The 13870-nt window shown below is 59.0% G+C and carries 13 protein-coding genes; 9 read left to right on the plus strand and 4 right to left on the minus strand.

Going from position 1 to position 13870, the window contains the following annotated elements:
* Window positions 1-75 precede the first annotated feature (75 nt).
* Window positions 76-1668: an isocitrate lyase gene (locus MSNKSG1_RS12230; protein WP_008939591.1), complete on the minus strand. Its 1593-nt coding sequence runs from the start codon at window positions 1666-1668 to the stop codon at window positions 76-78.
* A 189-nt stretch (window positions 1669-1857) separates the two neighbouring features.
* Window positions 1858-3588 (minus strand): C4-dicarboxylic acid transporter DauA, encoded by a 1731-nt coding sequence (gene dauA, locus MSNKSG1_RS12235; RefSeq protein ID WP_008939592.1) that lies wholly within the window; start codon window positions 3586-3588, stop codon window positions 1858-1860.
* Between the two features lie 124 nt (window positions 3589-3712).
* Here dauA and MSNKSG1_RS12240 point away from each other — a divergent pair, with 124 nt between their 5' ends.
* Window positions 3713-3895, plus strand: a complete 183-nt coding sequence (locus MSNKSG1_RS12240; protein WP_008939593.1) for a hypothetical protein — start codon at window positions 3713-3715, stop codon at window positions 3893-3895.
* 17 nt (window positions 3896-3912) lie between these two features.
* Window positions 3913-4917: a ChaN family lipoprotein gene (locus MSNKSG1_RS12245; RefSeq protein WP_008939594.1), complete on the plus strand. Its 1005-nt coding sequence runs from the start codon at window positions 3913-3915 to the stop codon at window positions 4915-4917.
* Here the strand turns inward: MSNKSG1_RS12245 and MSNKSG1_RS12250 are convergent, their stop codons facing one another.
* Window positions 4918-5445 (minus strand): macro domain-containing protein, encoded by a 528-nt coding sequence (locus MSNKSG1_RS12250; protein WP_008939595.1) that lies wholly within the window; start codon window positions 5443-5445, stop codon window positions 4918-4920. It lies immediately after the preceding gene.
* A gap of 95 nt (window positions 5446-5540) precedes the next feature.
* Between MSNKSG1_RS12250 and MSNKSG1_RS12255 the strand changes: the two genes are divergently transcribed.
* Complete coding sequence (locus MSNKSG1_RS12255; protein ID WP_008939596.1) at window positions 5541-6251, plus strand: SIMPL domain-containing protein; 711 nt, start codon at window positions 5541-5543, stop codon at window positions 6249-6251.
* An 11-nt stretch (window positions 6252-6262) separates the two neighbouring features.
* On the opposite strand, the gene MSNKSG1_RS12260 is transcribed toward MSNKSG1_RS12255, so the two are convergent.
* Window positions 6263-7330, minus strand: a complete 1068-nt coding sequence (locus MSNKSG1_RS12260) for a beta-N-acetylglucosaminidase domain-containing protein (protein ID WP_040886911.1) — start codon at window positions 7328-7330, stop codon at window positions 6263-6265.
* 185 nt (window positions 7331-7515) lie between these two features.
* On the opposite strand from MSNKSG1_RS12260, the gene MSNKSG1_RS12265 reads away from it, so the two are divergent.
* From MSNKSG1_RS12265 to MSNKSG1_RS12290, 6 genes are all read left to right on the plus strand, one after another.
* Window positions 7516-7974 (plus strand): hypothetical protein, encoded by a 459-nt coding sequence (locus MSNKSG1_RS12265; RefSeq protein WP_008939598.1) that lies wholly within the window; start codon window positions 7516-7518, stop codon window positions 7972-7974.
* A gap of 155 nt (window positions 7975-8129) precedes the next feature.
* Window positions 8130-9206, plus strand: a complete 1077-nt coding sequence (locus tag MSNKSG1_RS12270; protein WP_008939599.1) for a TRAP transporter substrate-binding protein — start codon at window positions 8130-8132, stop codon at window positions 9204-9206.
* Between the two features lie 105 nt (window positions 9207-9311).
* A complete protein-coding gene (locus tag MSNKSG1_RS12275; protein WP_008939600.1) occupies window positions 9312-9857 on the plus strand; it encodes a TRAP transporter small permease subunit in 546 nt (181 codons plus the stop codon).
* The gene (locus MSNKSG1_RS12280) at window positions 9854-11155 is read left to right on the plus strand and encodes a TRAP transporter large permease (RefSeq protein WP_008939601.1); all 1302 of its coding nucleotides are present in this window, start codon (window positions 9854-9856) and stop codon (window positions 11153-11155) included. The genes MSNKSG1_RS12275 and MSNKSG1_RS12280 overlap by 4 nt, the downstream gene beginning before the upstream one ends.
* A gap of 185 nt (window positions 11156-11340) precedes the next feature.
* Window positions 11341-12654 (plus strand): SAM-dependent methyltransferase, encoded by a 1314-nt coding sequence (locus tag MSNKSG1_RS12285; protein WP_008939602.1) that lies wholly within the window; start codon window positions 11341-11343, stop codon window positions 12652-12654.
* Window positions 12654-13820: an NAD(P)/FAD-dependent oxidoreductase gene (locus MSNKSG1_RS12290; RefSeq protein WP_008939603.1), complete on the plus strand. Its 1167-nt coding sequence runs from the start codon at window positions 12654-12656 to the stop codon at window positions 13818-13820. Before MSNKSG1_RS12285 ends, MSNKSG1_RS12290 begins: the two co-directional genes overlap by 1 nt.
* Window positions 13821-13870: the final 50 nt, after the last annotated feature.

Genomic DNA, 13870 nt, shown 5'->3' on the forward strand with positions numbered 1-13870 from the left:
GCCGGGTGGCGGGGCTTTCGGGTATCGGTTCGGGCCACACGAAGTGCCCCGACCAATGACAACCGAACCGTCGACTTAGCCGAACTGGTTCATGGTGTTGTCCTTACCACCGGCCTTGAGCGCGGCGTCACCAGCGAAGAACTCTTTGTGGTCATCACCGATGTTGGAACCGGCCATGTCCTGGTGCTTCACGGTCGCGATGCCCTGACGGATCTCTTTGCGCTGAACACCTGCAACGTAGGCCAGCATGCCTTCGTCACCGAAGTAGCCCTTGGCCAGGTTGTCGGTAGACAGGGCCGCAGTGTGGTAAGTCGGCAGGGTGATCAGGTGATGGAAGATACCCGCTTCGCGAGACGCATCACGCTGGAAGTTCTGACACCACTCGTCGGCCAGCTGGGCCAGCTCGGTGCTGTCGTACTCTTCGCTCATCAGCTTGTCGCGATCGTAGGCAGATACGTCCTTGCCTTCTTCCTTCCAGGCATCGAATACCTGCTGACGGAAGTTCAGGGTCCAGTTGAAGGACGGGCTGTTGTTGTAAACCAGCTTGGCATTGGGCACGACTTCACGGATGCGGTTAACCATGCCGGCGATCTGGCCAACGTGAGGCTTCTCGGTCTCGATCCACAGCAGGTCAGCACCGTTCTGCAGGCTGGTGATGCAGTCCAGAACAACACGGTCTTCGCCAGTGCCCGGACGGAACTGGAACAGACCAGACGCCAGACGCTTCGGCTTCATCAGCTTGCCGTCGGACTTGATCACAACGTCGCCGTTGTTGATCTCGGAAGCGTCTTCGATGTAGTCGCCGTCGAGGAAGCTGTTGTACTGGTCACCCAGGTCGCCCGGCTCGTCGGTAACAGCCAGCTTCTGGGTCAGGCCAGCACCCAGGGAGTCGGTACGGGCAACGATCACACCGTCATCAACACCCAGCTCCAGGAACGCCAGACGTACGGCGTTGATCTTGGACAGGAAGTCGGCGTGGGGAACGGTAACCTTGCCGTCCTGGTGACCACACTGCTTCTCGTCAGAGACCTGGTTCTCGATCTGGATGCAGCAGGCACCCGCTTCGATCATCTTCTTGGCCAGCAGGTAAGTCGCTTCGGCGTTACCGAAACCAGCGTCGATGTCAGCGATGATGGGGACAACGTGGGTTTCGTGGTTGTCGATCTGCTTGATCAGCTCTTCAGCCTTGGCGCTGTCGCCGGCATTCTCAGCTTCTTCCAGAGCGCGGAACAGGTGGTTCAGTTCCCAGGCGTCCGCCTGACGCAGGAAGGTGTAAAGCTCTTCGATCAGGCTGGAAACCGCAGTCTTCTCGTGCATGGACTGGTCCGGCAGCGGGCCGAACTCGGAGCGCAGGGCCGCAACCATCCAGCCGGACAGGTAGAGGTAGCGACGCTTGGTGGTACCGAAGTGCTTCTTGATGGACAGCAGCTTCTGCTGACCGATGAAGCCGTGCCAGCAACCCAGGGACTGGGTGTACTGAGACGTGTCATTGTCGTAGTTCGCCATGTCTTCGCGCATGATCTTGGCGGTGTACTTGGCGATATCCAGACCAGTCTTGAACTTGTTCTGGGCGCGCATACGGGCCGCGTGCTTGGGATTGATGGCATTCCAGGTCGGGTTCTGCTTCAGGATGGAAGCAATCTGGTCAACGTCTTGTGCGTAGGGCATGGGTCTCATCCTTTCTACGTGGTTTTCTGATCTCGTGCGAAGAGGCTCTGACGCCCCCTCCGAAGCCAATCGACTGCTCATTTTTTGAGCGGCGCGCTGACATTGACCGTTACTTTAGTGGTTTCGATTTTATAATTGAAATTTATATGCTGTATTTCCAGCATTTTTCTTATGAATGCATGATCGCCGTCAATCCCGCCCGGAACGGACGGCCTCAAGCGCCGCTTCCAGGCTCGGAAAAAAGCGGCTTACGCCCTCCTCCGGAACCACCCCGGCACGGGCCAGAGTGCGCAGCGGCTGGAATTGCAGATCGGCAATCACCACCTGGGTGCCGGACTGGCGACAGGTCCCGATCAGCTTGACCAGTGCCGCCAGACCACCGGCGTCAAGAATCGTGACTCCATCCATGTAAAGCACGAACCCGCGGGAGTGCCTGGACAGCTCCGCCAATTCGCCGAATACCCGATCCGCAGCGGCAAAGAACAGTGGCCCGTTGATCTTGAAGACCTGCCAGCCGTCGGGGAGCGTTGCCGGAACCACCCGGCGGTCATCGGTTACGTCGGTAATCCGGGTCATCCGGGCCATTTCCCGCATGAACAGAACCGACGCCAGCAGCACGCCCGTGGTGATCGCAATGACCATATCCAGTGCCACCGTGAGCCCGAAACAGGTCAGGAACACGAGAATATCGCTGGAGGGCGCGGTTTTGAGCAGGTGAACCGCTTTGGGTGCCTCACTCATATTCCACGCCACCATGACCAGCAGGGCTGCCATCGCTGGCATCGGTAAATAAGCCAGCACGTCGGCGAGCAGCACCAGCGCCAGGAGCACCACCAGAGCGTGGATCATGGCGGCGACCGGAGACTCGGCGCCTGCCCGAAAATTGGCGGCGGAGCGTGCAATGGCCGCCGTCGCGGTGATGCCACCAAACAGGGGGGTCAGGACATTGCCGATGCCCTGCCCCAGCAGCTCACTGTTGGCGCTGTGGCGCTTTCCCGTCATGCCATCCAGGACAACCGCACAGAGCAGCGATTCGATGGCGCCCAGCATGGCGATGGCAAAGGCGTCCGGCAGTAGCGCCCTGACCATGTCCCAGGACAGCCCCAACACCTGTCCCTCCGGCCCCGGCTGAAGCCAGGGCCACTGGAAGGCAGGAAGCACTGCCGGGATACCGGCGCCCTGGGTACCGTCTGCCAACAGATAAGTGAACCGGGAACCGATGGTCTCGATGCTGGCGCCATGGGCATTCAGCCAGAATGCCAATGCACTTCCGCCAAGCACTGCCGGCAGATGCGCCGGAATCGGCGTTCGCAGCCGTGGCCAGAGCAGCATGATCGCAAACGTGGTACCGGCAACCAGCAGACTCATGTCATCGAAGGCGGGAAATGCATGGGCAAGCGTCGCCAGTTTATCCCAGTAATGCTCTGGCAGGTCCGTCACCGGCAGGCCAAAGAAGTCCCTGACCTGGAGCGTGGCAATCACCACCGCAATGCCGCCGGTGAAGCCGAGCGTGACCGGCTCCGGGATATACTCGATAAACCGCCCCAACCGCATGGCCGCCATCAGAATCAGCAGCAAGCCGGACATCAGTGTGGCCAGCAGCAGCCCACCCAGTCCGTATTTCTCCGCAATCGGATAAAGAATCACGACGAACGCCGCGGTCGGGCCGGAAATACTGAACCGGCTGCCGCCCGTCAACGCAATCACAAAACCGGCGATGATCGCGGTATAGAGACCGTACTGGGGCGCCACGCCACTGGCGATCGCAAGCGCCATGGAGAGAGGAATCGCAATAATGCCGACGGTGAGGCCTGCCATGGCGTCGCGAAAAAACCGTCGCCCGGTATAGCGCTCGTCCATGCAGGCCTCGCGGAAGGCATGGGCGACACGCAGAGAGAAAAGATGGGCTCGATGGGGCATGATGGTAAACTCGCCAGAACTGTAACATCATTTACATTACATGATCAGGCATTGCGCATTCAATGTTAATGTGATTAACATATCAGGCATGTCACCTAACCCTTTAACCGGATCCGGACCAACCATGGAAAACCGCACTGCGCGACTGACACTGCTCATCGACCCGGAAAAGAAAGCCGTTTTCGAAGCCCTTTGCAAAGAGGAGGACGTCACCCCGTCCCAGAAAGTCCGGCAATTTATCCGGGAATACGTCGAAGCCCGGCTCGGGCCGGACTGGCGTACCCAGCAGGATCAGAAAACCGATTAGGCACACCGGCGTATACTATGGCCATGAGACTTTTCCGAATCAGCTTTACCAGTGCCCTTCTGTCGCTCACCGGATGCGCCGCCATGCAGCCTTCTGTTTCCGCCATTATTCCGCCTGCCAGCCAATACGACGCCGTCTTGGTGGATCCTGCGACCGGCGCCCACCTGAGTGTAACGACACTGGCCGAACGACTGGCCAGCGTGGACGTTGTGGTGGTGGGCGAGTATCACGGTCATCATGCCGCCCACCTGCTGGAAGCGCGACTGCAGCAGGCACTTTACCGGCAGCACCCGAATCAGGTGCTGACCATGGAACAGTTCAACGTCGATCACCAGCAGGATCTGGATCGCTACCTGAACGGCCAGAGCGGCGAGAGTGAAATGGTCGAAGACGCCGCTGCCTGGGATAACTATCGGGCCTCCTACCGCCCCCTGGTGGAATTTGCCCGCCAGCATGACATTCCGGTGGTCGCCGCAAATGCACCGGCCAACATTGTCCGGTGCGTGGGCAGGCAGGGCCCCGGCTACCTCGACAGCCTTCCCTCGGCCCAGCGGCAGACGCTGCCGACCGATCCGTTCCTTGATACTCCCGACTACCTCGACAAATTCGTGGAGGCCATCGGCGGCAGCCACGGCACGGAGAATGCCAGCCTCTCCGACCGCATGAGGAACACCTATCGTGCCCAACTGCTTCGGGACAACACCATGGCTGTCTCCATACTTGGCGCCCTGCAAAACCATCCGGGCGCGCAAATCCTCCACACCACCGGCACCTTCCACAGCGAAGACCGGCTGGGCACCGTGGCCCTTCTCCACCAGCGGGCCCCATCACTCGATATTGCCGTGATCACACCGGTGTTCTGGCCATTCGACGCAGAATCTCCGCCCATCGCCGAGCACCGCAACGCGGGGGATTATCTGTATTTCATCCAGCCACTGCCGGAGGAATACACCGATCCGGAGCGCGAGCGCGAGGCCATGCGGGCACGGTTTGGCAAGTCCCCCACCAGCGACTGCGACTGATTACCCCGAAGTTCCGCCCGCGTTCAACGCCTTCCGGAAAACCGCCAGGTCCTGGTCACTGAACAACACCAGACGAACCCGACGAACCGATGTCAACTTTCCGGCCACCGCCTGAATCGCATCCACGGCAACCCGGGCAGCCTTTTCGATCGGATAACCGAAAACACCGGTTGAAATCGCCGGGAATGCAATGGACGTCAGCCCCTTTCGATCCGCCAGCATCAGGGCGTTGCGATAGCAGTTGCCAAGCAGTTCATCCGACGGCTTATCGACGCCATACACCGGTCCAAGACAATGGATCACGTAAGGATTGGGCAAGCCGTGCCCACCGGTAATGACCGCCTGCCCCGGAGCAATGGGGGCGAGCGATTCACATTCGCGCGCCAGCTCTGGCCCGGCCGCAGAATGGATGGCCCCGGCCACGCCACTCCCGGGCATCAACCGCGCGTTGGCCGCATTGACGATGGATTCCATGTCCGGCTGATTGGCTATATCGCCCTGAACACATTCAATGGTGAGATCCGCCATACGCCCCCTCTTTCCTGAATGACAGGTTACCGGTACTCTTTCAGCTCTCAGGATAGCAGGCCAACCACGAAACCTGCCCGAACAGGGAGTCCTCCATGAAAGCCGTTTCTGCCCTTATTCTCGGAATCAGCACCATCATTGCCGCGTCCCTGCTCGGAGACGGGTTGACCAACCTGCGCACCGGCGACCGGTTCGTGACAGTCAAGGGTGTTGCGGAACGGGAAGTACAAGCGGACCTGGCGCTCTGGCCCATTCGCTTTGTTGCCACCGGCAATACTCTCGCCGAAGCACGGGACAGGGCTCGCGCCAGCCTGGACAGTATCCAGGCGTTCCTTAAACTTCAGGCCATTGATGCCGCCAACGTGGAGCTACTGAAGCTCGACGTCACCGACACCCGTGCGACACCTTACCCGGGCGCGGACACTCCGCAGAAGTTCATCATCAACCAGACGCTGATGGTGCGCAGCGACGATATCGAGCGAATCCGTCAGGCAGCGCAGAATGTTGGCGACCTGGTCGATTCCGGTGTCGTACTGTCTGCCGACTATGGCCCCTCTGGCCCCACCTACCTTTTCAACGGCCTGAACGACATCAAACCGGCGATGATTGCACAGGCCACAGCCTCTGCCCGTAAAGCGGCGGAGCAGTTCGCCCAGGACGCCGAGGCGGAGCTCGGAGGCCTGAGACGGGCCAATCAGGGCGTTTTCCAGATCCTGCCACGGGACCAGGCCCCGGGCATCAGCGAAGGTCAGCAGCCAGTGAAGACTGTGCGGGTGGTCTCCACCGTCGAGTATTACCTCCAGTAACGGCGATCCGGTTACTGGGTGGCGACCATTTCGTCCGTCACCTGGTACTCACCCGCCAGCCAGCGCAGCACCTCATTCGCTGCCGGATGATCAAAAGCATCGTAGGTGTGCTGCAGACTCTGACGTTTTTCATCACTGATCCGATTCAGGCCGGCATCTTCCAGCACCAGCAAATCGGTCAGCAGCTGATGGGCCAGATCCTGACCGAGCACCTCCATAGCCGCATGCCGGAACGCCTGGCCGTATTGATAGTCGGGCCCCCGGCGATAACTCTCTGCCAGGGTGAGCGCCGGTACCGCGGTCAGAGTCGGTTGCAATGCAGGATTGATGGCATGTCCGGCCAGGTAGGCGGCGTTTGCGGCAGGTCGCCCGGTAAAGGCGCGCAGATGCAGATGGCGCGACATCCGGTCGCCATCGTTGACCGGATAGTTATCCCAGAGTACCGGCTTACGACCGAGAAGGTCACCGACACGCCGGAGGTGACCAGGCGTAATTTCCCGTGAGCACACTTCTTCTCCGGTCCAGAACACGTTAATGGCCGGATCCAGCGACTTCCCCAACGAAGGCAGGTAGTCGCTCGGCCGTTCACCGAACACCCGGTCCAGCACCGGATCATCCGAATAGTAGCTGGGGCAAACGCTGAGGGCATTCACGTCGATCCGGTCCCGGATCCAGTGAACGATATCCGATTGCACGTTTGCGAGCCCGGGGATGTCCGAGCGCATGTCGTCAAACAGGATGGCCAGCTCGTCAATGTCCAGGCGTTCCAACCAGGACAGCTTACGGGCCAGAGCCTCCCGCGCCTCATCGTCAAACCGGTTGAACACCTCGAACGGGCTCAGCCCGATACCGAACCGGACCCCCTGTTCCCGGCAGAACCGGCCAAACGAGGCCAGCTCGGCGGTCTCGGCCGGGCCATGGGGTTCCTGCCAGCGCCGGCGCAGAAACGGATCCGCTTTGGGGGCGTAAAGGTAGAAGCCATAGCCGTGGGGAGCCAGCGTCGAGACCAGGCTCCGGCGCTCCTGCCACGTCCACAATGGCCCGTAAAATCCCTCGATGATACCCAGTGGCAGGGTCATGTCGACATCCTCCAACTCTCGCATTACCCGACAGTCTATCCCGGCAACGTCCTTGCAGCCATGCCGGTGGCTGCTCACAGAGATCGCCCGCTGATCTGGGTCAACCTGCCTATCTCTGCCAGGCTCCATAATCTTGACTAGACTCACTTCAAAGAAATCAGACAACGATTGGTACAGGAGCCCTCATGGAAATCAGAACCTTCGAAGACCTCATCGACTGGACCCGACAACTCCACGCCCACCTGGCGAAATGCCTGCATGAATCGGCGGGCCAGAACAAGAATGAGCGGGCGAGTGCCCTGCTCGACTATCTGAGCAGCCATGAATCCCTCCTGGAGAAGGCGGTTGCAGAATTTGAGCGGCAGGCCGATCCAAAGGCCATGAAAACACGGCTTTACGACTATTCGAGCCACAAACCCATTGAAACCCATCGCACCTGCGATGCCCGTTATGCCAGCCTGGATTTTGACGGCATTGAACGGGAAGTCCTAGATTTCCACAAACAGGTCATGGATCTTTACGATGCGTTGATCGGCAAAGCGGAGATACGGGAGGCCAAAGCGCTGCTGGAGGATCTGAAGTCCCTGGAGCAGCATGAAGCCATGCGGCTTTCCCGCCAGATTGGCCGCATGGAGGATGTCTGACGCCTGCGCTGGGTGTCATAAGACCTAAGTAGTAGAACAGCCGCATTATCGTTTCGCTTGGGCGCAATAATTGCTACCTTGAACTAACATATGGAGTTGTTAGTCCCTACAGGGAAAGACAAGACCCACAAAAACGATAAGAGGATAGAAGAGCAATGAAGATCCGTTCTGTTCTTTCCGCGGCTGTGTTAGCTGTGGCAACTACCTTTGCCAGCACACAGGCGCTCGCCCAGGATACCTACACCCTCCGCCTTGCAGAAACCTGGGGACCAAACTTCCCCATTTTCGGTGACACGACCAAGCGCTTTGCCAAACTGGCCAATGAAATGTCCGACGGTCGTCTGCGTATTCGCATCGACTCGTCCAACAAACACAAGGCCCCCTTCGGTATTTTCGACATGGTCAAAAGCGGCCAGTACGACATGGGCCACTCTGCCTCCTACTACTGGAAAGGCAAGGTTCCCGAGACCCTGTTTTTCACCAGCATGCCCTTTGGCATGACCGCTATTGAGCAATATGCCTGGTTCTACGAGGGCAATGGCATGAAGCTCATGCAGGAAGTTTACGGCCCGCATAACCTGCTGTCCTTCCCCGGCGGTAACACCGGTGTTCAGATGGGCGGCTGGTTCCGCAAGGAAATCAAATCGCTGGACGACCTGCAGGGCCTCAAGATGCGGATCCCGGGCTTTGCCGGCGAAGTATTCGCGAAAGTGGGCGTCAGCCCGACCAACATTCCACCGGGTGAGCTGTACACCGCGCTCGAGCGCAACACCATCGATGCGGCAGAGTGGGTCGGCCCGGCCCTGGACCTGCGCCTGGGCTTCCAGCAGATCGCTGACTACTACTACACCGGCTGGCACGAGCCTGCGACCGAACTACAGTTCCTGATCAACAAGGACAGCTGGAACAAACTGCCCAAGGACCTCCAGGCCATCCTGAAGACTGCCATGCGCGTCTCTGCCTACGACATGCTGGTCCAATCCCAGGATGCCAACGCCGAAGCCTGGTCAACCATCAAGGAAAAGTACCCCAACGTAAAAATCAAGCACTTCCCGGATAGCGTGTTCAAGGCCATGTACAAGGCCAACAACGAGCTGCTGAAGGAAATGGCTTCGAAGAGCGACCTGGCGGCCAAGATCATCAAGGACCAGGAAGCGTATCTCAAGAAAACCCGCGCCTATACGGACATCTCAGAACGCGCTTACCTGAACACGATGGCTGAAGTCGAGTAAACTATCGTCCGTTTCAGAGCCGGGATCGCTCAAGCAGTGATCCCGGTTTTGTCGTTTATAGCAACTGATAAAGTCGCCAGTCCGCATGGCGGAGGATCATCAACAATGAGGTGGATTATCAAACTGGACGAGTGGCTCGCCACAGCGTCCAAGGTGTGTGGTTGGGTCGCCTGTGGGGCCATGATACTGATGGCACTCAACGTGTTTTACGACGTTGTGGCCCGCTACGCATTCAACTCGGTTTCAATCGGTTTGCAGGAGATGGAATGGCACCTTTATTCGGTTGTCTTCCTGCTTGGTATTCCCTACGCGTTGCGCACGGATGGCCACGTTCGCGTGGATGTGCTTTACACCAAATGGGGGCAGAAAACCAAGGCCTGGGTTAACCTGGTTGGGGCCATTATCTTTGTAATCCCCTTCGCCTACCTGATCGCCACCTACGGCTACGACTTCGCCCTGGACTCCTACAAGATGGGAGAAGGCAGTGGCGACCCCGGCGGCCTGCCGTATCGCTGGATCATCAAATCCGTCATTCCCCTGACCGCGTTCTTCATCGGCACCGCTGGCCTGAACATGGTCACCTTTGCCATTCGGGTGCTGGCCGGCGACAAGTCCTATGACGTTGAACACAGTGCGGAGGGCCTGGCATGACCGGTATTGTAATGTTCGGAGCGGCCCTGCTCCTGCTGATGGTCGGCTTTCCCGTCGCCTTCACGTTTGGTGGCGTGGCCCTGTTCTTTGGCATCTATGCACAGGGCATGGATCTGTTTGCGTTTATGCCGTTCCGCATCATGAGCGTGATGCAGAACAAGGTGTTGATGGCGGTTCCCCTGTTTATCTTCATGGGCGTGGTGCTCCAGCGCACCAAACTGGCAGAACAACTGCTGACCTCCATGGGACGCCTGTTTGGCGGATTACCGGGCGGCCTTGCAATCTCCACCATTGTGGTCGGCGCCCTGCTCGCCGCCTCCACCGGCGTGGTAGGTGCCAGTGTCGTGGCCATGGGCCTGATTTCTCTGCCAGTCATGCTCGCACACAACTACGACAAGCGCCTCAGCACCGGCGTTATCTGTGCCTCGGGCACCCTCGGCCAGATCGTACCCCCCTCGATCATCCTGATCATTCTCGGTGACGTGCTCGGACTCCCGGTGGGCGATCTGTTCCGGGCTGCCGTCGGCCCCGGTGTGGTTCTGATCGGCCTCTACATCGCCTACATCCTGATCATGACCCGGTTCAAACCGGAAACAGCCCCCGCCATGCCGGCCGATCACTCCCTGTCCCGAAAGCAGGAAATCGGAGCCGCACTGCTGGCGATTATCCCACCCCTGGCCCTGATCGTTGTCGTTCTGGGCTCAATCTTCGCGGGCATCGCCACACCAACCGAGTCCTCGGCCCTGGGCGGCGTAGGCGCCATTGTACTTGCGATCATCTATCGGCAGTTTTCGTTCAGAATGGTCTGGGACGCGGCCAAGGATACCGTCAGCGTGACTGCCATGGTGTTCGCGATCCTGATCGGCGCCACCGCATTCTCCATGGTGTTCAGTTACACCGGCGGCGACTACCTGCTGGAAGACTGGCTGCACATGCTTCCGGGAGACCATTGGGGTTTCATCATCCTGTCGATGGTGGTCATCCTGATCCTCGGTTTCTTCATCGATTTCGTGGAGATCTCCTTCATCATCGTGCCCATCCTGTCACCGGTGGCCGAAGCGATGGGCGTCAACATGCTGTGGTTCGCGATCCTCATCGCCATGAACCTGCAAACCAGCTTCCTGACTCCGCCTTTCGGATTCGCACTCTTCTACCTCAAGGGCGTCGCGCCACCGCAGGTCAGGACGATCGATATCTACAAGGGCATTATCCCCTTCATTCTCCTGCAGATCCTGGTACTGGCCATGATCATCATCTTCCCGGAATGGTTCGGGATGACCGATCTGGCGACCTACTAGCCACTGTGATTGCCAAAGCCGGGCCCAGTGCCCGGCTTTTTTATGCCCGCTCGCCGAACCTGACATTTTGCCATCCTTTTCTATACTGAACTGAAAACTGGTAATTCCCAGCCAGGTAATCGGGATACGCCTGACCAGTTCGCGCCAGAAATCGATGCAAAAACCGGCAAGGGAGAGCGGAATCCATGACAGACAGTACGGTACGAAAGACCGATTCAACGGAACAGCCCCATAAAGCACACGTTCTGACCCTGCCGCTGGAAAACGCCCAGGCAGACCGGGAACCCCACAGTTATGAGCGCTGGCTGATTGCCAAGCTCATGCGAATGGCAGGCTCGCCGCCGGTCACCTTCCGGCTGTGGAACGGAGAGCTGATCGAACCTGAAGATCAGGAAGCACAGTTCATCCTGACGCTCACCGATCACAAGGCACTGTATTCGCTCGTCGCAAATCCCAACCTGGCGTTTGGTGACCTGTATGCGGCCGGGCGACTCACGGTCGACGGTGACTTGCCGGACCTGATGGAAACCCTGTACCGGGCCGTTCATAACGCGCGACAAAGGTGGCCGAAATGGCTGGATGCGCTCTGGAAGAACCATAACCCCAGGGCCACGGGCATCGCCGAAGCCAAGGAAAACATTCACCACCATTACGATCTTGGCAATGAGTTCTACCAGCTCTGGCTTGATCAGGCCGAAATGCAGTACACCTGCGCCTATTACGAGCAACCGGACCTGTCCCTGGAACAGGCCCAACTGGCCAAACTGGAACACGTCTGCCGCAAGCTTCGGCTGAAACCGGGCATGACCGTGGTTGAAGCCGGTTGCGGCTGGGGCGGTCTGGCCCGGTACATGGCGCGGCATTATGGGGTCACTGTCCACTCCTACAACATATCCCGTGAGCAGCTCGCCTACGCCGAACAGGAGGCGAAGAAACAGGGCCTGGATCACCTGATCACCTATGTCGAAGACGACTACCGGAACATCGAAGGGCAATACGATGCCTTTGTCTCCGTAGGTATGCTTGAGCACGTCGGCAAGGAGAATTTCGAAGCCTTATCCGAGCTGATCAAGCGTTCCCTCAAACCCGATGGCATCGCACTGCTGCACAGCATCGGGCGAAACCGCCCCATGCTGATGAACGCCTGGATTGAAAAACGGATTTTCCCCGGCGCCTACCCACCGAGCATCGGTGAGTTCATGGAGCTGTGCGAACACGGCGATTTCTCGGTGCTTGACGTCGAAAATCTCCGGTTGCATTACGCCCAGACCCTGACTCACTGGCTTGAACGGTTCACCGCCAGCGAAGACGAAGTCGCCGACATGTATGACGAGCACTTCACCCGGGCCTGGCGTCTGTACCTGGCAGGCTCCATTGCGGCGTTCCGTGCCGGTTCCCTCCAGCTATTCCAGGTGGTGTTTACCCACGGTGACAACAATCACCTCCCCCGGAACCGGGCTGACCTGTACCAATCCCCCGCGGCGCCCAAGGAGGCCTGATGGAGTACTACGACCTGATCATTGTCGGCGCAGGTCCGGCGGGTTCGACGCTGGCCAAAGCGCTGGAAAGCAGCAACAAACGCATCCTGCTCATCGACAAGCAGACCTTTCCACGGGACAAGACCTGTGCCGGCTGGGTAACGCCGAGCGTCCTGGAAACCCTTCAGATCGACACCGAGGATTACCAGATCGGTCGCACCCTCCAGCCGATTCGGCGCTTCCACATCGGCATGATGGGTCAACCTGCGGTGGAAAACGACCACGGGCAGGTGGTCAGCTATGGCATCCGCCGGTGTGAATTCGACACGTACCTGCTTGATCGTGTCACCGCGCCAAAACAACTGGGAACCCCGGTTAAATCGATTGTTCGCCGCGATGGCAACTGGGTGGTGAATGATACCTGGGAAGCCCCATTGATCGTCGGTGCCGGGGGCCACTTCTGCCCGGTCGCCCGGCTACTTGGGGAGGGCCCGGGCGGCCACGAGACGGTGGTCGCTGCCAAGGAAGTCGAATTCGAGATGACCCCTGAGCAGGCGGAACACTGCAACGCCCGGGGCGACACGCCGGAACTCTGGTTCTGCCGGGACCTGAAGGGCTATGCGTGGGTTTTCCGGAAAGGCAATTACCTGAATATTGGCCTGGGCCGGGAAGACAACCACAAACTCAGCGATCACCTTGAGTCCTTTGTCCGGGAAATGAAAGATTCAGGGCGAATTCCGCCGGATCTCCCCGGTCGCTTCAAGGGACACGCCTATCTGCTCTACGATCATGCCGATCGTCCCCTCGTGGACGATGGCGTCCTGCTGATCGGTGATGCGGCCGGGCTGGCCTATACCCAGAGCGGGGAGGGCATCCGGCCGGCGATCGAATCGGCCCTGCTGGCAGCGCAGGTGATCAGTGATGCGACCGACTATTCCGCTTCGTCTCTGGAAAGCTACGGCTCGGCCATCGCAGAACGATTCGGTAACCGCGCGAATGAGGCACAGCAAGGCTGGCAGATTCCAGACTGGGTCCGGATGCCACTGGCCAGTTCGCTGATGAAGTCACACTGGTTCACCCGGAAAATCGTGACAGAGAAATGGTTTCTGCACCAGGAGGTGCCACCATTGGAAATCACCGCAGCCCCCGGCCTCAACCTGCAACGAGGCGCCGCCCAGCTTCCATAAAAAAGCCGGGGCTTACGCCCCGGCAATGTCCTGATAACTCAAAGAAAGGG

Origin of the sequence: Marinobacter santoriniensis NKSG1, assembly GCF_000347775.1 — a bacterium.
Classification (GTDB): Bacteria; Pseudomonadota; Gammaproteobacteria; order Pseudomonadales; family Oleiphilaceae; genus Marinobacter; species Marinobacter santoriniensis.

Excerpts from the sequence above, each read along its gene's own strand:
- MSNKSG1_RS12265 (WP_008939598.1), top strand. The coding sequence starts at position 7,516 with ATGGAAATCAGAACCTTCGAAGACCTCATCGACTGGACCCGACAACTC.
- MSNKSG1_RS12290 (WP_008939603.1), top strand. The coding sequence starts at position 12,654 with ATGGAGTACTACGACCTGATCATTGTCGGCGCAGGTCCGGCGGGTTCG.
- MSNKSG1_RS12275 (WP_008939600.1), top strand. The coding sequence starts at position 9,312 with ATGAGGTGGATTATCAAACTGGACGAGTGGCTCGCCACAGCGTCCAAG.
- MSNKSG1_RS12255 (WP_008939596.1), top strand. The coding sequence starts at position 5,541 with ATGAAAGCCGTTTCTGCCCTTATTCTCGGAATCAGCACCATCATTGCC.
- MSNKSG1_RS12260 (WP_040886911.1), bottom strand. The coding sequence starts at position 7,330 with ATGACCCTGCCACTGGGTATCATCGAGGGATTTTACGGGCCATTGTGG.
- MSNKSG1_RS12280 (WP_008939601.1), top strand. The coding sequence starts at position 9,854 with ATGACCGGTATTGTAATGTTCGGAGCGGCCCTGCTCCTGCTGATGGTC.
- MSNKSG1_RS12245 (WP_008939594.1), top strand. The coding sequence starts at position 3,913 with ATGGCCATGAGACTTTTCCGAATCAGCTTTACCAGTGCCCTTCTGTCG.
- dauA (WP_008939592.1), bottom strand. The coding sequence starts at position 3,588 with ATGCCCCATCGAGCCCATCTTTTCTCTCTGCGTGTCGCCCATGCCTTC.
- MSNKSG1_RS12230 (WP_008939591.1), bottom strand. The coding sequence starts at position 1,668 with ATGCCCTACGCACAAGACGTTGACCAGATTGCTTCCATCCTGAAGCAG.
- MSNKSG1_RS12285 (WP_008939602.1), top strand. The coding sequence starts at position 11,341 with ATGACAGACAGTACGGTACGAAAGACCGATTCAACGGAACAGCCCCAT.
- MSNKSG1_RS12250 (WP_008939595.1), bottom strand. The coding sequence starts at position 5,445 with ATGGCGGATCTCACCATTGAATGTGTTCAGGGCGATATAGCCAATCAG.
- MSNKSG1_RS12270 (WP_008939599.1), top strand. The coding sequence starts at position 8,130 with ATGAAGATCCGTTCTGTTCTTTCCGCGGCTGTGTTAGCTGTGGCAACT.
- MSNKSG1_RS12240 (WP_008939593.1), top strand. The coding sequence starts at position 3,713 with ATGGAAAACCGCACTGCGCGACTGACACTGCTCATCGACCCGGAAAAG.